Genomic DNA, 20139 nt, shown 5'->3' on the forward strand with positions numbered 1-20139 from the left:
GCGACTGCCGTCCCCTACCGAAGAGGAAATCCCCATGAGCTTCCAGCAAGGTCTGTCCGGTCTGAACGCCGCCAGCAAGAACCTCGAGATCATCGGCAACAACGTCGCCAACGCATCGACCTTCGGCGCCAAGAGCTCGCGCGCCGAGTTCGGCGACGTGTACGCCAACGCGCTGAACGGCTCGGGCACCAACATGGTCGGCATCGGCGTGAACCTGGAGACCGTGGCCCAGCAGTTCACGCAGGGCAACATCACCACCACCGACAATCCGATGGACCTGGCGATCAACGGCTCGGGCTTCTTCCAGGTGAGCGACGGCAAGAACCCGACCATGTACGCCCGCAACGGCCAGTTCAAGATCGACCGCGAAGGCTTCATCGTCAACAACTCGGGCTACAAGCTGCTGGGCTACCCGGCCGACGGCCAGGGCGTGATCGTGCCGGGCCAGGCCCAGGCGATCCAGCTGCCGACGGCCGGCATCGCGCCGCGTGCGACCGACCGCATCGAGATCGAGATGAACCTCGACGCACGCCAGGCCGTCACCACGCCGGCGACCGGCAGCATCGACTTCGACGATCCGGCGACCTACAACAACGCCACCTCGGTCACGGTGTACGACGCCAAGGGGCAGGACGTGGCGCTGACCTACTACTTCCAGAAGTCGGGCACCGACCAGTGGGACGTGTACGTGACCGCGAACGGCACGCCGATCAGCGTCGACGGCACCGGCGCGGCGCTGCCGAGCACCACGATGCAGTTCCCGACCAACGGCTCGGCGCCGACCGCGCCGGTCGGTGCGGTGGCGATCGACATCCCCAGCACCACCAACGCGAGCGGCGGCACCACGCTGCCGATCACGGGCGTGGAGCTCGACGTGACGAGCGCGACGCAGTACGGCTCGGGCTTCGGCGTGACCGACATGTCGCAGACCGGCTACGCGCCGGGCCAGCTGTCGGGCATCTCGATCGAGGCCAACGGCGTGATCATGGCGCGCTACAGCAACGGCCAGTCCAAGCCGGGCGGCCAGCTCGAGCTCGCCAACTTCCGCAATCCGCAGGGCCTGCAGCCGCTGGGCAACAACGTCTGGGCCACCACCTTCACCTCCGGCGACCCGGTGGTCGGTGCGGCCGGCGACGGCAACTTCGGCGTGCTGCAGTCCGGCGCGCTGGAGGAAAGCAACATCGACCTGACCGGCGAGCTGGTCAACATGATCACCGCGCAACGCGTCTACCAGGCCAATGCGCAGACCGTGAAGACGCAGGACTCGATGATGCAGACGCTGGTCAACCTGCGCTGATCGCAGCGGACACTGAGGAGTCGCGATGGACCGGATGATCTACTTGTCGATGTCGGGCGCGAAGGCGACGATGCAGCGGCAGGAGACGCTCGCGAACAACCTCGCGAATGCCTCGACCACCGGCTTCCGCGCCGAGCTGCAGGCCTTTCGCGCCGTGCCGGTGCGTGGCGACGGCGCCAGCACGCGCGTCTACTCGCTCGAGACCACCACCGGCTACGATCCCACCCCCGGCCCGATGGCCTCCACCGGCCGGGCGCTCGACGTCGCCATGCAGGGCAACGCCTGGCTGGCCGTGCAGGGGCTCGATGGCACCGAGGCCTACACCCGCATGGGCTCGCTGCAGGTCGACGCCGAGGGCACGCTGAAGACCTCCGGCGGCCTCACGGTGCTGGGCGACGGCGGTCCGATCGCGCTGCCCGCAAACTCCACGCCGCAGATCGCCGCCGACGGCACGGTCAGCGTCAAGCAGGCCAACGGCGGCGTCACGTCGGTCGGTCGCCTCAAGCTCGTGACGCCCGAGGCTGCGCTCCAGCGCGGCGATGACGGCCTGTTCCGCGCCGCCGACGGCGACCTGCCGGTCGACCCGAACGCCCGCGTGGCCGAAGGCACGCTCGAGGGCAGCAACGTGAACCCGATCGAGAACATGGTGGCGATGATCGCCGCCGCGCGCCAGTTCGAGAGCCAGATGAAGATGCTGCAGACGGCCGAGGGCGACGAGAAGGCCGCCAGCCAGCTGCTGTCGATGAACGGCTGATCTCGGCGCGCTCGCGAGGCCGAGCGTTGACGGCCTCCTCGCCGTCGTGCACCGCTGCGGCGGGGGAGGCAGTTGCTGGCACGGTCCCTGCTCGGGTCCGATCGGGCGGATCGTTTCGACCGCCCGGTCGATACGAGGAGTGATCTTCATGGCCCATCTGCCGACGGCAACCGTCGCCGCAACCGGCTTCCTGCTGCGCTTTCGCTCGCTGTTCGACGAGGGGCGCGGCTACGTCTTCCCCTGCGATGCCGCCGGCCACGTCGACACCGACGCGCTGAGCGACCGGGCCCGCCGCAACTACTTCTACGCGCGCACCGCCGTCGGCCGCGAGCTCGGCGTACCCGCGGTGCGTCCGGCCTGACCCCGCGCCGCTGCGGCGCGGAACTGGGGCCCGAAGCGGGCCCTTATCCGGGGCTCGCCGGCCTTCATCGCCGTCATGATCGGTCGATGAGGAGTCCCCCGCCATGATGCGTTCCCTTTGGATCTCGAAGACCGGGATGGAAGCCCAGCAGACCCAGCTGGACCACATCTCGCACAACCTCGCCAACAGCGCGACGAACGGCTACAAGCGTTCGCACGCGGTGTTCGAGGACCTGATGTACCAGACCATCCGCCAGCCGGGTGCCAACAGCTCCGAGCAGACGCAGCTGCCCACCGGCCTGCAGCTCGGCCTGGGCACGCGCGCCGTCGCCACCTCTCGCCAGTTCAGCCAGGGCTCGCTGCAGCAGAGCACGAACCCGCTGGATCTCGCGGTCAAGGGCCAGGGCTTCTTCCAGATCCAGCTGCCCGACGGCACCACCGGCTACACCCGCGACGGCGCCTTCCAGGTCAGCGCGCAGGGCCAGCTGGTCACCAACAACGGCTACGTCGTGCAGCCCGGCATCACCATCCCGGCCAACGCCCAGAACGTGACCATCGGCGCCGACGGCAACGTGAGCGTCACGCTGCCCGGCCAGGCGGCCGCGCAGACGGTCGGCCAGATCCAGCTCGCCAGCTTCGTGAACCCGGCCGGCCTGGAGCCGCGCGGCGAGAACCTCTACACCGAGACCGCGGCCTCGGGCACGCCGAACGCCGGCGCGCCGGACAGCAATGGCCTGGGCGCGATCGCCCAGGGCTTCGTCGAAGGCAGCAACGTCAACGTGGTCGAGGAGCTGGTCGCGATGATCCAGACCCAGCGTGCCTACGAGCTCAACTCCAAGGCCATCCAGACTTCGGACCAGATGCTGCAGAAGCTGGCCCAGCTGTGAGCCTGAAAGGCGATCCCATGTCGTTCGTCCTCCGCCGTGTCGCTTCGCTGACGCCGCTCGTCCTGCTGTTCGGCTGCCAGGCGATGACGCCCAAGGTCGATATCGCCGACACCTCGCCGGTGCTGCCGCAGGCCGTGGTCGCGCCGCCGGTCAACAATGGCGCGATCTTCCAGGGCGCCAGCTACCGGCCGCTGTTCGAGGACCACCGCGCGCGCCTGATCGGCGACACGATCACGGTGCAGATCGTGGAGAAGGTCGCGGCCAGCCAGCAGTCCACCAGCAGCATCGACAAGAACGGCTCGGTCAACGGCAGCATCTCGGCGCTGCCCTTCTTCGCGCCCAACTCCTTCAAGCGCGCCTCGGCCACCGGCAGCAACGAGCAGGCTTTCGAGGGCAAGGGAACGACGGCCAGCGCCAACACCTTCAGCGGCACCATCACGGCCACCGTGATCAACGTGCTGCCGAACGGCCACCTCGTCATCAGCGGCGAGAAGCAGATCGGCGTGAACCAGCATGTCGACGTGCTGCGCTTCTCCGGCCAGGTCGATCCGCGGGCCATCCAACCCGGCAACGCCGTTGCGTCGGCGCAGATCGCGAACGTGCGCATCGAGCAGCGCGGCCGCGGCGCCCAGGCCGAAGCGCAGGGAATAGGCTGGTTGGGACGCTTCTTTTTGAACGTTCTCCCGCTCTAAAGTTTTCCAGAATGGTGGCATCCCCCCGGGAAAGCCACCACCATGCACCGCCCCTTCCTCCCTGCTGAACAGCGCGCCGACCTGCTGCTGCGCCTGCTGATCGCGTTCAGCCTGTTCATCGCCAGCGCGGCCGTCTGGTGGCCGGTCGATGCCCAGGCCGCACGCCTGAAGGAAGTGGCCGCCGTACAGGGCGTGCGATCCAACCAGCTGATCGGCTACGGCCTCGTCGTCGGTCTCGACGGCACCGGCGACCAGACCACCCAGACCCCGTTCACGACGCAGAGCCTCAACGCCATGCTGCAGCAGTTGGGCGTCACGGTGCCGCCTGGCACCAGCGTGCAGCTGCGCAACGTCGCTGCGGTGATGGTCACCGCCTCGCTGCCGCCGTTCGCTCAGCCGGGCCAGCAGATCGACATCAACGTGTCCTCGATGGGCAATGCCAAGAGCCTGCGCGGCGGCACGCTCGTCGTCACGCCGCTGCGCGGCGCCGATGGACAGATCTATGCGCTGGCGCAGGGCAACCTGATCATCGGCGGCGCGGGCGCCTCGGCGGGCGGCTCCAAGGTCCAGGTCAACACGCTCAACGCGGGCCGGGTGCCCGGCGGCGCCACCGTGGAACGCGGCGTGCCGACCCCGCTGGCGCAGGGCGACGCGATCCAGCTCGACCTCAACGCCACCGACTACTCGACCGCGCGCGAAGTGGCACGCGTGATCAACGGCAAGATGGGCGCGAACACCGCCCAGGCGCTGGACGGCCGCACGGTGCGCGTGCTGATGCCGGCCGACGCGAATGCGCGCGTGGCCTTCCTGGCCGACATCGAGAACCTGCCGATCGACCTGGCCGCACCCGCCGCGCGCGTGGTCGTCAACGCCCGCACCGGCTCGGTGGTGGTGAACCAGTCCGTCACGCTCAACCCCTGCGCGGTGGCGCACGGCAACCTGTCGGTCACGATCAGCTCCCAGCCGGTCATCAGCCAGCCGGGGCCGCTGTCGAGCGGCCAGACCGTGGTGGCCGAACGCGCCGACATCTCGATCAAGCAGGACGCCGGCTCGTTGATCCAGTTGCCGGCCGGCACGCAACTCACCGACGTCGTGAAGGCGCTGAACTCGCTCGGCGCGACGCCGCAGGAGCTGCTGGCGATCCTGCAGGCCATCAAGGCGGCAGGCGCGCTGAACGCCGAGCTCGAGGTGATCTGACGTGAAATCGACCGTCGGCCTCGACGCCAACGCGCTGCGCTCGCTGCAGGCGAACGCGAGCGCCGACCCGCGTGCGGCGATCAAGGAGACGGCGAAGCAGTTCGAGGCGCTGTTCATGCAGCAGCTGATGAAGAGCATGCGCCAGGCCACGATGTCCAGCGGCATGCTCGACAACTCGGGAACCCAGATGGGCACCGAGCTGCTCGACACCCAGTTCGCGCAGAAGCTCACCGGCCTGCCCGGCGGGTTGAGCGCCCAGATCGCGCGGCAGCTCGAGCAGCAACTCAACGGCAAGGTCGCCGCCACCACGGCGCCTGCGGCGCAGGCCGCCGGTGCCGCAGGCGCGCAGGTCTGGAACCGCCTGCCCGGCGCATCGCGGGCGCAGGACTTCGTCGCACGCCACAACACGGCCGCCGAGCAGGCCGAGGCCGAGACCGGCATTCCCGCCGCCTTCATCCTGAGCCAGGCCGCACACGAATCGGGCTGGGGCCAGCGCGAGATCAAGAACGCCGACGGCAGCAGCAGCCACAACGTGTTCGGCATCAAGGCCGGTACCAGCTGGAAGGGTGCCGTCACCGAGGTCACGACGACCGAGTACGTGAACGGCCAGCCGCAGAAGGTGAAGGCGAAATTCCGCGCGTACGCGACGCCCGAAGACGCCTTCCGCGACTACGCGAACCTCATCAAGAACAGCCCGCGCTACGCCAAGGTGGTGGAGCAGGGCGGCACTGCGCAAGGCTTCGCGGTGAACCTGCAGCGCGCCGGCTATGCCACCGACCCGGCCTATGCCGCGAAGCTCGGCCGCGTCATCAACACCACGCTGCGCCTGCAGCGCACGCTGACCGCGTGAGGAGAAGCACATGGCCGGCCTGATGTCCCTCGGCACGCGCGCGATGTTCGCGAACTACGCGACGCTGCAGACGATCGGCAACAACATCGCCAACGCCAACACGCCGGGCTACTCGCGTCAGCAGGTCGAACTCGGGACCGCCGGCGGGCAGTCGACCGGTGCCGGCTTCTTCGGGCAGGGCGTGAACGTGCAGACGGTCACGCGGGCGAGCGACGCCTTCCTGACGCGCGACGCCTCGATGTCGAAGTCCCAGGCCGCGCGCGACGCGGCGCGGCTCGAGCAACTGGAGCGGCTCGAGAAGGTGTTCCCGACCGGCGAGTCCGGCCTCGGCTATGCCGCGGGTGACCTGCTCAATGCCTTCGTCGACGTGGCCAACCGGCCGCAGGATGCCTCGGCGCGTCAGGTGGTGCTGGCGCGTGCGGAGGAACTGGCCTCGCGCTTCCGCGCTGCCGACAGCCAGCTCGACGCGTTGCAGAGTGGCGTGACCGAGGACGTGAAGAACTCGATCACGGTGGTCAACACGCTGGCCAAGCGCGTCGCCGACATCAACCGCCAGATCGCCGCGGCGCAGGGCGGCGGCCACACGCCGAACGACCTGCTCGACCAGCGCGACCAGCTCATCAGCGAGATCGGCAGCTACGTGCAGGTCACCACCATCGAGGCCGACGACGGCTCGCTGGGCGTCTTCGTCGGCGGGGGGCAGCGGCTGGTGCTCGGCAGCAATGCCCTGCAGCTCAAGGTCGTGCCGGACACCTACGACGCCTCCAAGGTGCGCCTGGCGATCAGCGAGGCCGGCGGCGACCGCCTGCTGCCCGAGGACGCGCTGGTGTCGGGCAAGCTGCCCGGCCTGCTGGCCTTCCAGAACGAGGACCTGGCCGACGCACGCGCGATGATCGGCCAGCTGGCCAGCGCGATCGCCGGCGCGGTGAACCGCCAGCAGGCGCTCGGCCTGGACCTGGGGCAGCCGGCGGGCAGCGGTGCGCCGCTGTTCGCGCTCGCTGCGCCCGCGGCCCTGCCGGCATCGACCAATGCCCGCGACGCGAGCGGCAACTTCCTGTCGTCGGTCTCGATCACGGTGGCGGACTCCAAGCGCCTGCAGGCCAGCGACTACGAACTGCGCGTCGACGCCGGCACGCCGGGGCAGTATTTCCTGACGCGGCTGAGCGACGGCCTGACGCGCAGCGTCGCCGACGGTGACACGATCGACGGCTTCACCATCGACATCGGCACGCCGGCGCCGGGCGCGACCGACCGCTTCCTGCTGCAGCCGGTCAGCCAGGCCGCGCAGAGCATGGCGCGGGTGCTCAACAACCCGAACGGCATCGCCGCGTCGTCGCCGGTGGTCGCCACGGTGGGCGCCGGCAACAGCGGCACCGCGACGGTGGGCACGCTCACCGTCGCGAGCACCGCGCTGAACCCGACGCAGACCGCCAACATCAGCTTCACCGACGACAGCGGCAACTACGACTGGGAGCTGCGCGACGCCAGCAATGCGGTGGTCAGCAGCGGCACCGGCACCTGGACCGCGGGATCGACGATCGCGCTGAACGGCTTCGAGCTCACGCTGGCAGGGGTACCGCGCAGCGGCGACACGCTGCAGGTCGCGCCGACCACGTTCCCGGCCGCGAACAACGGCAACGCGCTGTCGCTGCTGGCGCTGCGCGACGCAGGACTCGTCGGCGAGGAACTGCTGTCCGGGGGCGTCGTGTCGGCGGGCGAAAGCATCACCAGCGCCTACGCGAGCGCGATGGCGGACATCGGCGTGCGAGTGCAGAGCGCCCGCTCGTCGAGCAACATCTCCACCGCGGTGGCGACCAATGCCGAGGCGGCGCGCGCCGGCGTGTCCGGCGTGAACCTCGACGAGGAAGCCGCGCGGCTCATCCAGTTCCAGCAGGCTTACCAGGCCGCGGCCAAGGTCTTGCAGGTGGCGCAGAGCGTGTTCGACACCCTGCTCAGCGTCGCCGCTCGCTGACCGACCGATACGACGAGGATTCCTCCATGCGCGTGAGCACATCCAGCACCTACGACGCCACCATCGCCAACCTGCAGCGCCGAGCCCAGGAACTGAGCCGCAGCCAGGAGCAGATGAGCAGCCTGAAACGCGTCAACCGCGCCAGCGACGACCCGACGGCCGCTGCCCGGGCCGAGCGCGCGCTCGCCGTCGAGGCGCGCAGCGCCGCGACCCAGCGCGCCATCGACGCCAGCATGAACGCCGTGAGCCAGACCGAGTCGACGCTCGGCGATGCGCTGGGCCTGCTCCAGCAGGCTCGCGACACCGTGGTATCGGCCGGCAACGCCAGCTACAGCGATGCCGAGCGCGCCAACCTCGCGATCAGCCTGCGCCAGATGCGGGCCGAGCTGCTGACCATCGCCAACAGCCCCGACGGTGCCGGCAGTTACCTGTTCGCAGGGCAGGGCGCGAGCAGCCCGCCGTTCGTCGACACGCCGGCCGGCGTGCAGTTCCGCGGCGTATCGGGCGAAACCGGCGCGCCGTCCACCGAACCGCTGCCGCTGACGATGGATGGCCGCAGCACCTGGCTGCAGGCGTCCAGCGGCAACGGTGTGTTCGTGACCAACGCCACCCAGCAGAGCGGCACCGCGTGGATCGATGCCGGCAGCGTCATCGATCCGTCGGCCGCGACCGGTGATCCGTACAGCCTGAGCTTCACCGTCGCCGGCGGCGTGACGACCTACACCGTGCTGCGCGACGGCAATCCGACCGCGCTGACCAACGTGCCCTACCAGAGCGGGCAGGCGATCGAGATCGACGGCCTGTCGGTCACCGTGACCGGCGCGCCGGCCGACGCCGACAGCTTCGACCTCACGCCTTCGTCGGCCTCGCTCAGCGTCTTCGACGTGCTCGACCGCGCAGCGACCGAGCTGGAGACGGGGGGGCGCAACAATGGCCAGATCGCGCAGTCGGTGGCCACCGCGCTGCGCGACATCGACGCGTCCAGTGCCAAGCTGACGGCGCAGCGCGCCGTGGCGGGCGAGACGCTGAACCGCATCGACCGGGCCGCCGAGCGGCTCAGCGGCCAGAAGCTCGCAGCGAAGACCGACCGCTCGCAAGCGGAAGATCTCGACATGGTCGAGGCGATTTCCACGTTCCAGAAACAACAGACCGGCTACGAGGCGGCGTTGAAGTCCTATGCTTCGGTGCAGAACCTGTCGCTGTTCCAATACCTCAATGTGTGATTCGTCTGCGGAGACCCTTTCGTGAGTGACTCCCTCCTTGGCCAGGTCGCGCTGAGCTACTCCCCGATGATCGACCGGCAGCGCATCGTCAGCGCGACCCGTCTGACGGTGTTTCCGCTGCAGCCCGGTGCCGAGCTCGACGCGGCCGGCCTGCTGGAGGAGGTGGCCGCCGTGTGGCCCGAAGGCGGAGGCCAGGTGTCGCTGAACGTCGTCAGCGAGAACCTGCTGACCGGCCTGCTGCAGGCGCAGCCGACCCCGAACGTGATGATCGAGATCCCGGCCTTCATGGCCGGCGACGAGGCGCACACCCAGGCCATCCGGGACCTGCATGCACGCGGCAGCACGCTGCTCATCAAGGGCCGGCCGCTGCGCGAACTGCCGCGCGAGGTGCTGCCGTGCTTCCGCTACTCGATCGTCGACCTGGCCGACGACCGCCGTGTCGGTGAAACCGCACCGGCCGCCGGTGTCACGCGCAGCATCGGCTACGTGCAGTCGGGCGTGAACACCCTCGTCGACATGGAGGCTTCGTTCGGGCGCGGCGCGGTCGCCGTGCTCGGATGGCCGATGGACGATGCGATCGCGCACTCCTCGGTCAGCAAGGAGAAGGACCCCAAGGCGGCGACGCCGGATCTGCAGGTGATGGTCGAGCTGATCCACCGGGTCGACCAGCAGGAACCGATCGAGAAGCTCGAGGACACGCTGCGGCGCGACCCGACGCTGGCCTTCAAGCTGATGCGCTACATCAACTCGCCGGCCTTCGGACTGAGCGTGGAGATCAGCTCGTTCCGCCACGCCATCATGATGCTGGGCTACAGCCGGCTCAAGCGCTGGCTGGCGCTGCTGCTGGCCACCGGCAGCAAGGACACCAACCTCAAGCCGGTGATGTTCGCCGCCGTGCGCCGGGGCATGCTGATGGAGGAGATGGTGCGCAACCTCGGCGACGAGGAAATGCGCAACGAGCTCTTCATCTGTGGCGTGTTCTCGCTGCTCGACCGCATGTTCAAGCAGCCGTTCTCGGAGTTGCTGAGCACGATCCCGGTGCCCGAGCGGGTGTACCAGGCTCTGGCCGAGGAGTCCGGTCCCTATGCCCCGTACTGCACGCTGGTGCGTGCGGTCGAGGGCAATGCGCTGGACGCGATCCGAGAAGCCTGCGACGGCCTGTTCACCGACCCGGGGGAGATCAACCGCGGGCTGCTGCGCGCGCTGGCGAAGGCGGCGCAGCTGGACGCCTGAGTCCTCAGCCGTCGCCGGCCGCCACCTTGCCCAGGTAGTTGCCGAAGTCGATCACCCCGCCCGCCGCCGGAACGCGGGCCACGTCCTGCGCCGGCAGCACGTCCTGCACCAGGTCGATCCGCTTCCATTGCGCCAGCGGCGCCTCGCAGGCGGCCTGCGGCACGTACTTCGAGGTCCCGAGCTTCTGGTAGCGGTGGATGTAGCGCGGGCAGTTGACGAAGATCGACGAGATCGCCAGCCGCACCACCAGCTCGGCGCCCGGGTAGTGGGCCTTCAGGGGGTCGTCGTCGGCGATCGAGGCCTCGCCGTGCACGCGCAGGCGGTGCGGGGTCTCGAAGTCGATGAACAGCAGGCCGATCTTCGCGGTCGCGCGGATGTTGCCGGTCGACAGGAACATGCCGTTGCCGTCGTAGCTGGGAAACGCCAGCGTCTTGGCGTCGACCACCCGCACGAAGCCCGGCGCGCCACCCTTGTAGGAGCAGGACGGCTGGCCGTCGGCGCCGACCGAGGCGAGGAAGAACATGTCGCGGCTCTCGATGAAGCCGCGCTCGTCGTCCTGTACTTCGTCGTGAATGATCAGGTCGGTGAGACGGTCCGCCAGCGCGCGGCTGTCGAACCGGTCCTGAAGCTGGCGCTGTGCGTCGCCGTAGAAATCGCTCATCCGGGGTCTCCTTTGGGGCTGCTCGGGCCGTGTGACGCCAACAAACGCGCTAGGGTAGGGGCGAGCCCGGCCGCTGCGGCCCCAGGAATACCCACAGAACGGCGGCGCCCGTCGGCGGCCGGTGGGCGCCGGCGCGGCCCGCGGTCTAATGTCGCCATGGCCACGCCCACAGCGCCCGCCGGGTGGACCGACACCCACTGCCACCTCGACGCGCCGGAGTTCGACGCCGATCGGGTGGCCGTGGTCGAGCGCGCGCGCCACGCCGGGGTCGTGCAGATCGTGCTGCCGGCGGTCGCGCCGTTCGACTTCGACACCGTGCGGGACCTGGCGCACCGCCACGGGCTGGCCTATGCGCTGGGCATCCACCCGATGTACACCGGACCGCTCGACGATGCCGCGCTCGATACGCTGCGCGAGGCGCTGGCGGCGCACCGCGACGACCCCCGGCTGGTGGCCGTCGGAGAGATCGGGCTGGACCACTTCGTGCCGGGGCTGGACCGCGCGAAGCAGGAGCACTTCTACGTGCGGCAGCTCGCGCTGGCGCGTGCCGCCGGCCTGCCGGTGCTGCTGCACGTGCGCCGCTCCGCCGACAGCCTGCTCAAGCACCTGCGTCGCGCGCCGGAGTTGGGTGGCATCGCGCATGCGTTCAACGGCAGCGCCCAGCAGGCACGGGCCTTCGTCGACCAGGGCTTCAAGCTCGGCTTCGGGGGCGCGATGAGCTTCGAGCGCGCCTTGCAGCTGCGCCGGCTGGCGACCGAGCTGCCACTGGAGGCGATCGTGCTGGAGACCGACGCACCCGACATCCCGCCGCAGTGGCTCTACCGCACCGCGGCCGAGCGCGCCGCCGGCGAGCGCAGCCGCAACGAGCCGGCGGAGCTGCCTCGCATCGCCGCCGGGCTGGCGGCCTTGCGCGGGCTGACGCTCGAGGCGCTGGCGCGCGCGACCCAGGTCAATGCGCGCGCGGCCTTGCCGCGCCTGGCCGTGCTCGATGCCATGGAGACGGCAGCATGACCCGACCGCAGACGCCCGATGTCGCCGGCGCAGCGCCGCGCGCCGACGCCGCCACGCTGTCGATCTTGTCCGGCCTGCCGCCGGTGGTCGGCCCGGCCACGCGCCTGGTGGTGCTGGGCAGTTTCCCCGGCGCGGCCTCGCTGGCCGCGCAGCAGTACTACGCGCACCCGCGCAACCAGTTCTGGCCGCTGCTGTCGGCGCTGTGGGGCCTGGATCTGCGCGCGCTCGACTACCCGCAGCGGCTGCAGGAGCTCACCGCGCGCGGTCTTGGTCTGTGGGACGTGTACGCCGCCTGCCGCCGCGAAGGCAGCCTGGACAGCGCGATCCGCGATGCACAACCCAATGACCTGGCGGGCCTGCGCCGGCGGGTGCCGCACTGGCAGGCGGTGGCGCACAACGGCGGCGAGTCGTCGCGGTCCGCGCGCCTCACCGCCGCGCTCGGGCTGGTCGTGCATCGGCTGCCCTCCACCAGCCCGGCCAACGCCAGCTGGTCGTTCGAGCGCAAGCTCGCGGCCTGGCGCGCCGCCTTCGAACAACACGGACTGATCCCTTCCTCCTGATGGCGACCTCCCGCAAGCCCAAGACGCCGACGCTCGCGCCGGCCACGATGTCCGAGTTCGACGGCGTGCGTTATCTACACCTGGGCACGCCTTGGGTGCAGGGCGCGATGCGCATCGCCAAGCCGCACAAGATCGAGCTCGAGTACGTGCAGCGCATGATGGCGTGGATGCTGCTGTCGGGTCGGCTGCACGCCGCCGCCGGCAAGGATCAGGACGGCGAGCCGCCGCATGCGGTGCAGCTGGGCCTGGGTGCGGCGGCCATCACGCGCTTTTGCCACAAGAAGCTGCGCTGGCGCACCACTGCGGTGGAGATCAATCCGAGCGTGATCGGCGTGTGCCGCCTGTGGTTCAAGCTGCCCGCCGACGACGCACGATTGGCGGTGATCGAGGCCGATGCCGGCGCCTACGCGGCCGATGCGGCGCACGCCGGCCGGGCCGACGCCCTGTGCGTCGATCTCTACGACCACGACGCTGCGGCGCCGGTGCTGGACGACGAAGCCTTCTATCGCGACTGCCATGCGCTGCTGGCGGAGGGCGGGGTGATGAGCGTCAACCTGTTCGGCCGCGACGTGAGCTTCGACCGGAGCGCGCGGCGCATCGCGACGGTGTTCGGCACCGGCCGCATCCTGATGCTCAAGCCGACCCGCGAGGGCAACACCATCCTGCTGGCCTGGCGCGGCGGCGATCGGCCGGGGCGTGAAGAACTCGAACGTCGCGCCGTGGCGATCGAGGCAAAGTTCGACCTGCCGGCCCGCAAATGGCTCAAGCTCTTGCAGAATCTGCCCGAACGCCTCCCCACTGCCGCCTGACGAACCCTGCATGACCGCTCGCACTCCCGCTGCCTCGCGCGCGCCGGCGCCGGCCGACACGGCCCCTCCTGCGCCCGACACGGCGCCGCAAGGGCCGCTGCACTGGCGCCAGCTCGTCACCTGGCTGCTGACCGACGGCGTGATCACGCTGGCCGACGGCAAGCGCGTGGCGCAGCGCTTCGCCGCCGGTGACAGCGCGCAGCACCCGCTGGTGCGGCTGAGCGGCGCGGGGCTGGTGCATGCGACCACCGGCGCGGCGCTCGACGTCGAATCGCTGACCGAGTGGCTGGCCAAGCGTTGCCAGCTGCCTTATGTGCGCATCGACCCGCTGAAGGTCGACGTGGCGCGCGTGGCCGACGTGATGTCGGCCACCTATGCCGAACGCCGCCGCGCGCTGCCGCTGCAGGTCGGTCCGACCGAGGCGCTGGTGGCGACCTGCGAGCCCTTCGACATCGACTGGCTGCCGCAGATCGAGGCGCACACGCGCAAGACCATCAAGCTCGCGCTGGCCAGCCCGCTGGAGATCCAGCGCTACACCACCGAGTTCTACACGCTGTCGCGCTCGGTGCGCGCGGCGCAGAAGAGCGGCGACGGCGCCGGACCGGCCAGCTTCGAGCAGCTCGTCGAGCTGGGCAAGAGCAACAAGCAGCTCGACGCCAACGACCAGGGCGTGGTGCAGGTGGTCGACTGGCTGTGGCAATACGCCTTCGACCAGCGCGCCTCCGACATCCACCTCGAGCCGCGCCGCGAGATGGGCGCGATCCGCTTCCGCATCGACGGCGTGCTGCACACCGTCTACCAGGTGCCGCTGTCGGTGATGAATGCGATGACCAGCCGCATCAAGCTGCTCGGCCGCATGGACGTGGTGGAGAAGCGTCGCCCGCTCGACGGCCGCATCAAGACGCGCCGGCCGGGCCCCGACGGCACGTCGCGCGACGTGGAAATGCGGTTGTCGACGTTGCCCACGGCGTTCGGCGAGAAGATGGTGATGCGCATCTTCGATCCCGATGCCGCGGTCAAGCCGCTGTCGGGCCTGGGCTTCGCGCCACACGAGGTGCGGCTGTGGGAGCAGCTCGTCACGCGCTCGCACGGCATCATCCTCGTCACCGGTCCCACCGGCTCGGGCAAGACCACCACGCTCTATTCCACCCTCAAGCGCCTGGCAACCGACGAGGTCAACGTCTGCACGATCGAGGACCCGATCGAGATGATCGAGCCGGCCTTCAACCAGACCCAGGTGCAGCCGGTGCTCGACCTCGGCTTCGCCGAGGGGCTGCGTGCGCTGATGCGCCAGGACCCGGACATCATCATGGTCGGCGAGATCCGCGACCTCGAGACCGCCGAGATGGCGATCCAGGCCGCGCTCACCGGTCACCTGGTGTTCAGCACGCTGCACACCAACGACGCCGCGGCGGCCGTCACGCGCCTCACGGACCTCGGCGTGCCGCCCTACCTGATCGGCGCCACGGTCATCGGCGTGCTGGCGCAGCGCCTGGTGCGCACGCTCTGCCCGGCATGCAAGCAGCCCGACGACAGCGCCACCGGCCGCGAGGTGCTCGACGAGGCCATCAGGCCCTGGAAGCTCAATGGCGAGTACCAGCCCTGCAAACCCGTCGGCTGTCTCGAATGCCGCCACACCGGCTACCGCGGCCGAGCCGGCCTGTACGAGTTGCTGGAGCTGAACGACGCGCTGCAGTCGAGCATCCATCCGCACTACGACGCCGGGGCCTTGCGCAAGCAGGCCGCGAAGCAGGGCCTGCAGCCGCTGCGGCTGGCCGGTGCGATGAAGGTCGCACAGGGCCTGACCACGATCGACGAGGTGCTGCGCGCCACGCCGCGCTGGGAGATCTAGACCGAGGCTGACACTGGGCCGGAACTCCTGGGCGCTACGTGTAAACCACACAGAGCGTGCCGCCGGGCGCTTCCTAGAATCGCGTTCACAACAGTGCTGCAGGGCACGGACCGAGAGGAGACACCCGGTGAAGATCAAGAGTCAGCGAGATTTCGTGTCCGGCGTGATGTTCGTCGCCATCGGCGTGGGCTTTGCGATCGGTGCCACGACCTACAACTTCGGCACCTCGGCCAAGCCCGGTCCCGGCTACTTCCCGTTGCTGCTGGGCCTGATCCTCGCGGTGCTGGGCGCAGCGGTGCTGTTCAAGGCCTTGACGATCGAGAGCGACGGCGGCGACCCGATCGGGCACATCGCCTGGAAGCCGCTGCTGCTGATCCTCGGTGCGGTGATCCTGTTCGGCGCGCTGCTGCCGCGGCTGGGCATGGCGATCACGGTGCCGATCCTGATCGTGATCGCCAGCTTCGGTGGCGACCAGTTCCACTGGAAAGGCGTGCTGGCGACCTGCGTGCTGCTCACGGTCGGCAGCTATCTGGTGTTCGTGAAGGGCCTGAGCCTCACGATCCCGGTGTGGCCCACCTTCCTAGCCGGCTGAAACGAGGCACACCGTCATGGACCTGCTCAACAACCTCGCGACCGGCTTCGGCGTCGCGCTCTCGTTCCAGAACCTGCTGTACGGCTTCTTCGGCTGCGTGCTCGGCACGCTGATCGGCGTGCTGCCCGGGCTGGGCCCGGTCGCCACCATCGCGATGCTGCTGCCGTCGATCTACGCGCTCGACGCGACGCCGGCGCTGATCATGCTCGCCGGCATCTACTACGGCGCCCAGTACGGCGGATCGACCACTGCGATCCTGATCAACGTGCCGGGCGAGTCGAGCTCGGTCGTGACCGCGATCGACGGCTACCAGATGGCGCGCCAGGGGCGCGCCGGCGCGGCGCTGGCCACCGCCGGCCTCGGCAGCTTCTTCGCCGGCACCGTCGGCACCATGATCCTCGCGGCCTTCGCACCGCCGCTGACCGAGTTGGCCTTCAAGTTCGGCCCGGCCGAGTACTTCTCGCTGATGGTGCTGGGCCTGATCGGTGCCGTGGTGCTGGCCTCGGGTTCGCTGGTCAAGGCGATCGCGATGATCCTCCTCGGCCTGCTGCTCGGTCAGATCAACACCGACGTGATCTCCGGCGTGCCGCGCTACAGCTTCGACATCGCCGAACTGACCGACGGCATCGGCTTCGTCGCGATCGCGATGGGCGTGTTCGGCTTCGGCGAGATCATCGCCAACCTCGGCCAGCCGCCCGAGCACCGCGAGGTCTTCACCAAGTCGGTGGGCGGGCTGTGGCCGACCAAGGAGGACTTCAAGCTCGCGGCGCCGGCGGTGCTGCGCGGCACGGCACTCGGCTCCATGCTCGGCATCCTGCCGGGCGGCGGAGCGTTGCTGGCCTCGTTCGCCGCCTACACGCTGGAGAAGAAGGTCGCGAAGGACTCGCGCAAATTTGGCAAGGGCGACATCCGCGGCGTCGCCGGCCCCGAGAGCGCCAACAACGCCGGCGCGCAGACCAGCTTCATCCCGATGCTCACGCTCGGCATCCCGCCCAACGCGGTGATGGCGCTGATGGTCGGGGCGATGACGATCAAGGGCATCCAGCCCGGTCCACAGGTGATGACCAGCAACCCCGAGCTGTTCTGGGGTCTGATCGCCAGCATGTGGATCGGCAACCTGATGCTGGTGGTGCTGAACCTGCCGCTGATCGGCATCTGGATCAAGCTGCTGACGGTGCCCTACCGCTTCCTGTTTCCGGCCATCCTCACCTTCTGCTGCATCGGCCTGTACACGCTGAACAACAACAACTTCGACGTCTACATGGCGGCCGGCTTCGGCCTGATCGGCTACGTGTTCTACAAGCTCAGCTGCGAGCCGGCGCCGCTGCTGCTGGGCTTCATCCTCGGGCCGATGATGGAAGAGAACCTGCGCCGCGCGCTATTGCTGAGTCGCGGCGACTGGAGCACCTTTGCGACGCGGCCACTGTCGGCCGGGCTGTTGCTGGCGGCGGTCCTGATGATCGTGGTCGTGATGCTGCCCTCGATCCGCAGCAAGCGCGAGGAAGCCTTCCAGGACGCGGACTGACGCCGCCGCGCGCGTTCTCGCCATGCCGCGTCGTCGGCGCCCCAAGGCCCCTTGCGGTGCTGTGGCAGAACGATCGGGGCAGCGAGTCGCGAGGCCGCTGCCCATAATCGGGTCATGAACCCCTTCGACTACCGGGCGGGCTACGGCAGCCAGCGGCTACCGCTGTTCGCGCGCAACGTCGTCGCCACCTCGCACCCGCTGGCGGCCCAGGCCGGCCTGCGCATGCTGGCGGCAGGCGGCAACGCGGTCGATGCCGCCGTCGCCACTGCGGCGGTCATGACGATCGTCGAGCCCTGCAGCAACGGCCTGGGCTCGGACGCCTTCTGCATCCTGTGGGACGGGCAGGCGCTGCACGGGCTCAATGCCTCGGGCCGCGCGCCGCAGGCCTGGACGCCCGAGTACTTCCATCGCAAGTACGGCCGCGACACGGCCGCGCCACCGGCGCGCGGCTGGGACAGCGTGACGGTGCCCGGTGCGGTGGCCTCGTGGCTGGCGCTGAGCGAGCGCTTCGGCAAGCTGCCTTTCGGCGATCTGCTGGCGCCGGCGATCGAGGTGGCCGAGCGCGGCTACGCGGTGCCGGTCGTCGTGGGCCAGAAGTGGGCGGCGGCCGCGCAGGTCGAGGCGCTGGTGGCGCAACCCGGCTTCGCCGAGGCCTTCCTGCCGCGCGGCCGCGCGCCGCGGGTCGGCGAGCTGTTCAGGCTGCCGGGCGCGGCCCGGGCGCTGCGCGCGATCGCCGCGTCGCGCGGTGCGGCGTTCTACGGCGGCGAGATCGCCGAGGCGCTGGCGCAGCAGGCGCGCGCACAGGGTGGCGGGCTGACCGCGCAGGACTTCGCCGCCTACCGGCCCGAATGGGTCGCGCCCATCGCCAAGGCCTACCGCGGCCAGGTGCTGCACGAGATTCCACCGAACGGGCAGGGCCTCGCGGCGCTGCTCGCGGCCGGCATCCTGGCGCACTTCGACGTCGCCGCGCTCCCGGTCGACGGCGTGGCGTCGCAGCACCTGCAGATCGAGGCGATGAAGCTCGCCTTCGCCGACGTCTACCGCTACGTGGCCGAGCCCGGCAGCATGGAAGTGAGCGCCGAACAGCTGCTGGCCGACGACTACCTGGCCGAGCGGGCTCGGCAGATCGACCCGAAGCGCGCACAGGACTTCGGCGCCGGCAACCCGGTGAAGGGCGGCACGATCTACCTCACCGCGGCCGACGAGACCGGCATGATGGTGAGTTTCATCCAGAGCAACTACATGGGCTTCGGTGCCGGGGTGGTGCTGCCGGAATGGGGCCTGAGCCTGCAGAACCGCGGCCATGCCTTCAGCCTGGACGCGCGCAGCCCCAACGTCGTGGCGCCGGGCAAGCGGCCCTTCCACACCATCATCCCGGCCTTCCTGAGCGATGCCGACGGCGCGCCGCGCATGAGCTTCGGCGTGATGGGCGCGAACATGCAGCCGCAAGGCCACCTGCAGACGCTGGTGCGCATGGTCGACTACGGCCAGGACCCGCAGGCCGCCTGCGACGCGCCGCGCTGGCGCTACAACGCCGGGCTGGAGATCAACGTCGAGGCCGGCATGGACCCGGGCACGGTGCAGGGGCTGGCCGCGCTGGGGCACCGCATGGAGGTGATCCAGGACAGCTACCAGGACTTCGGCGCCGGGCAGTTCATCTGGCGCCTGGGCGATCCGGCGGTCGAGGGCTACGTTGCTGCGAGCGATCCCCGGCGGGACGGCCAGGCCGTGGGCTTGTAGTGCCGTCGGCGCCGTCGCTCGGGGCTCGGCCCGGCCTCCCCTGGGCCGGCCTTGCGCTGGCGATGGCCGGCGCGATCGCCTTCTCCGGCAAGGCCATCGTCGCCAAGCTGCTGTACCGCCACGGCCTGGACGCCGTCACGGTGCTGTTCTTCCGCATGCTGTTCGCGCTGCCGCTGTTCCTGGCGATGGCCTGGTGGGCGAGCCGCGGCAAGCCGCCGCTGACGGCGCACGACAAGCGCATGGTGTTGCTGCTCGGCTTCACCGGCTACTACCTGGCGAGCTTCCTCGATTTCCTGGGCCTGCAGTACATCAGCGCGAGCCTGGAGCGGCTGATCCTCTACCTCAACCCGACGCTGGTGCTGGCCTTCGGCGTGCTGCTGTTCGGCCGGCGCGTGACGCGCCCGCAGGCGCTGGCGATCGGCGTCAGCTACCTTGGCGTGCTGCTCGTGTTCGGCCACGAGGTCGGTTTCCAGGGGCCCGATGTCGTGCTGGGCGCGCTGCTGGTGTTCGCCAGCGCGGTGAGCTACGCGATCTACCTGGTCTACAGCGGTGAGGTCGTGCAGCGCCTGGGCTCGATGCGGCTGGTCGGGCTGGCGAGCACGGTGGCCTGCGCGCTGTGCATCGCGCAGTTCTTCGTGCTGCGCTCGCCGGAGGTCGCGCTGGCCGTGCCGGTGCCGGCGCTGTGGCTGTCGCTGCTGAACGCCACCGCCTGTACTGTCGCGCCGGTGCTGATGGTGATGATGGCGATCGAGCGCATCGGCCCCACGCTGGCGGCGCAGACCGGCATGGTCGGACCGATGAGCACGCTGCTGATGGGCATCGTGATCCTCGGTGAGCCTTTCACCGCCTGGGTCGCTGCCGGGACCGCGCTGGTGCTGGTGGGCATCTGGCTGCTGGCGCGGGCGCGCTGAACGACGACGAGGA

19 protein-coding genes are annotated in these 20139 nt (G+C 69.8%); 18 read left to right on the forward strand and 1 reads right to left on the reverse strand.

Annotation, left to right across the window (positions count from 1 at the left end):
- The first annotated feature begins 34 nt into the window (after positions 1-34).
- The 10 genes from flgE to ASC67_RS07005 all read left to right on the forward strand — a co-directional run bounded on the left by flgE (position 35) and on the right by ASC67_RS07005 (position 10465).
- The gene (gene flgE, locus ASC67_RS06960; RefSeq protein WP_056316985.1) at positions 35-1297 is read left to right on the forward strand and encodes a flagellar hook protein FlgE; all 1263 of its coding nucleotides are present in this window, start codon (positions 35-37) and stop codon (positions 1295-1297) included.
- Between the two features lie 25 nt (positions 1298-1322).
- Positions 1323-2051, forward strand: coding sequence for a flagellar basal-body rod protein FlgF (gene flgF, locus ASC67_RS06965; RefSeq protein ID WP_056316988.1), 729 nt, complete (start codon positions 1323-1325; stop codon positions 2049-2051).
- A gap of 148 nt (positions 2052-2199) precedes the next feature.
- Entirely contained in the window at positions 2200-2412 is a 213-nt protein-coding gene (locus ASC67_RS06970) for a hypothetical protein (protein WP_056318230.1), read from the forward strand.
- Between the two features lie 103 nt (positions 2413-2515).
- Entirely contained in the window at positions 2516-3298 is a 783-nt protein-coding gene (gene flgG, locus ASC67_RS06975; protein ID WP_011830644.1) for a flagellar basal-body rod protein FlgG, read from the forward strand.
- 17 nt (positions 3299-3315) lie between these two features.
- Positions 3316-3990 carry a flagellar basal body L-ring protein FlgH gene (locus tag ASC67_RS06980; protein ID WP_056316991.1) on the forward strand — a complete coding sequence of 225 codons (675 nt, stop codon included), beginning with the start codon at positions 3316-3318 and terminating at the stop codon, positions 3988-3990.
- A gap of 42 nt (positions 3991-4032) precedes the next feature.
- Positions 4033-5187 carry a flagellar basal body P-ring protein FlgI gene (locus tag ASC67_RS06985; RefSeq protein WP_056316996.1) on the forward strand — a complete coding sequence of 385 codons (1155 nt, stop codon included), beginning with the start codon at positions 4033-4035 and terminating at the stop codon, positions 5185-5187.
- Between the two features lies 1 nt (position 5188).
- On the forward strand, positions 5189-6037 hold the full coding sequence (flgJ, locus tag ASC67_RS06990; RefSeq protein ID WP_056316999.1) for a flagellar assembly peptidoglycan hydrolase FlgJ: 849 nt from the start codon (positions 5189-5191) through the stop codon (positions 6035-6037).
- 10 nt (positions 6038-6047) lie between these two features.
- On the forward strand, positions 6048-8009 hold the full coding sequence (gene flgK / locus ASC67_RS06995) for a flagellar hook-associated protein FlgK (protein ID WP_056317003.1): 1962 nt from the start codon (positions 6048-6050) through the stop codon (positions 8007-8009).
- A gap of 26 nt (positions 8010-8035) precedes the next feature.
- Positions 8036-9232 (forward strand): flagellar hook-associated protein FlgL, encoded by a 1197-nt coding sequence (flgL, locus tag ASC67_RS07000; protein WP_056317007.1) that lies wholly within the window; start codon positions 8036-8038, stop codon positions 9230-9232.
- A 21-nt stretch (positions 9233-9253) separates the two neighbouring features.
- Positions 9254-10465 carry an EAL and HDOD domain-containing protein gene (locus ASC67_RS07005; RefSeq protein WP_056317009.1) on the forward strand — a complete coding sequence of 404 codons (1212 nt, stop codon included), beginning with the start codon at positions 9254-9256 and terminating at the stop codon, positions 10463-10465.
- A 4-nt stretch (positions 10466-10469) separates the two neighbouring features.
- Here the strand turns inward: ASC67_RS07005 and ASC67_RS07010 are convergent, their stop codons facing one another.
- On the reverse strand, positions 10470-11126 hold the full coding sequence (locus tag ASC67_RS07010; protein ID WP_056317012.1) for a pyridoxamine 5'-phosphate oxidase family protein: 657 nt from the start codon (positions 11124-11126) through the stop codon (positions 10470-10472).
- A gap of 156 nt (positions 11127-11282) precedes the next feature.
- On the opposite strand from ASC67_RS07010, the gene ASC67_RS07015 reads away from it, so the two are divergent.
- From ASC67_RS07015 to ASC67_RS07050, 8 genes are all read left to right on the forward strand, one after another.
- A complete protein-coding gene (locus tag ASC67_RS07015) occupies positions 11283-12137 on the forward strand; it encodes a TatD family hydrolase (RefSeq protein ID WP_056317015.1) in 855 nt (284 codons plus the stop codon).
- Positions 12134-12697 (forward strand): DNA-deoxyinosine glycosylase, encoded by a 564-nt coding sequence (locus tag ASC67_RS07020; RefSeq protein WP_082535864.1) that lies wholly within the window; start codon positions 12134-12136, stop codon positions 12695-12697. The genes ASC67_RS07015 and ASC67_RS07020 overlap by 4 nt, the downstream gene beginning before the upstream one ends.
- Complete coding sequence (locus tag ASC67_RS07025) at positions 12697-13506, forward strand: spermidine synthase (protein ID WP_056317020.1); 810 nt, start codon at positions 12697-12699, stop codon at positions 13504-13506. The genes ASC67_RS07020 and ASC67_RS07025 overlap by 1 nt, the downstream gene beginning before the upstream one ends.
- A 10-nt stretch (positions 13507-13516) precedes the next feature.
- Entirely contained in the window at positions 13517-15358 is a 1842-nt protein-coding gene (locus tag ASC67_RS07030; protein ID WP_056317022.1) for a GspE/PulE family protein, read from the forward strand.
- Positions 15359-15485: 127 nt separating this feature from the next.
- Entirely contained in the window at positions 15486-15950 is a 465-nt protein-coding gene (locus ASC67_RS07035) for a tripartite tricarboxylate transporter TctB family protein (protein WP_056317028.1), read from the forward strand.
- Positions 15951-15966: 16 nt separating this feature from the next.
- Positions 15967-17475, forward strand: a complete 1509-nt coding sequence (locus ASC67_RS07040; protein ID WP_056317033.1) for a tripartite tricarboxylate transporter permease — start codon at positions 15967-15969, stop codon at positions 17473-17475.
- A gap of 114 nt (positions 17476-17589) precedes the next feature.
- Entirely contained in the window at positions 17590-19215 is a 1626-nt protein-coding gene (locus ASC67_RS07045; RefSeq protein WP_056317036.1) for a gamma-glutamyltransferase family protein, read from the forward strand.
- Positions 19215-20126 (forward strand): DMT family transporter, encoded by a 912-nt coding sequence (locus tag ASC67_RS07050; RefSeq protein ID WP_082535865.1) that lies wholly within the window; start codon positions 19215-19217, stop codon positions 20124-20126. The genes ASC67_RS07045 and ASC67_RS07050 overlap by 1 nt, the downstream gene beginning before the upstream one ends.
- Positions 20127-20139: the final 13 nt, after the last annotated feature.

This window comes from Methylibium sp. Root1272, from assembly GCF_001425905.1.
Taxonomy (GTDB): Bacteria; Pseudomonadota; Gammaproteobacteria; order Burkholderiales; family Burkholderiaceae_C; genus Methylibium.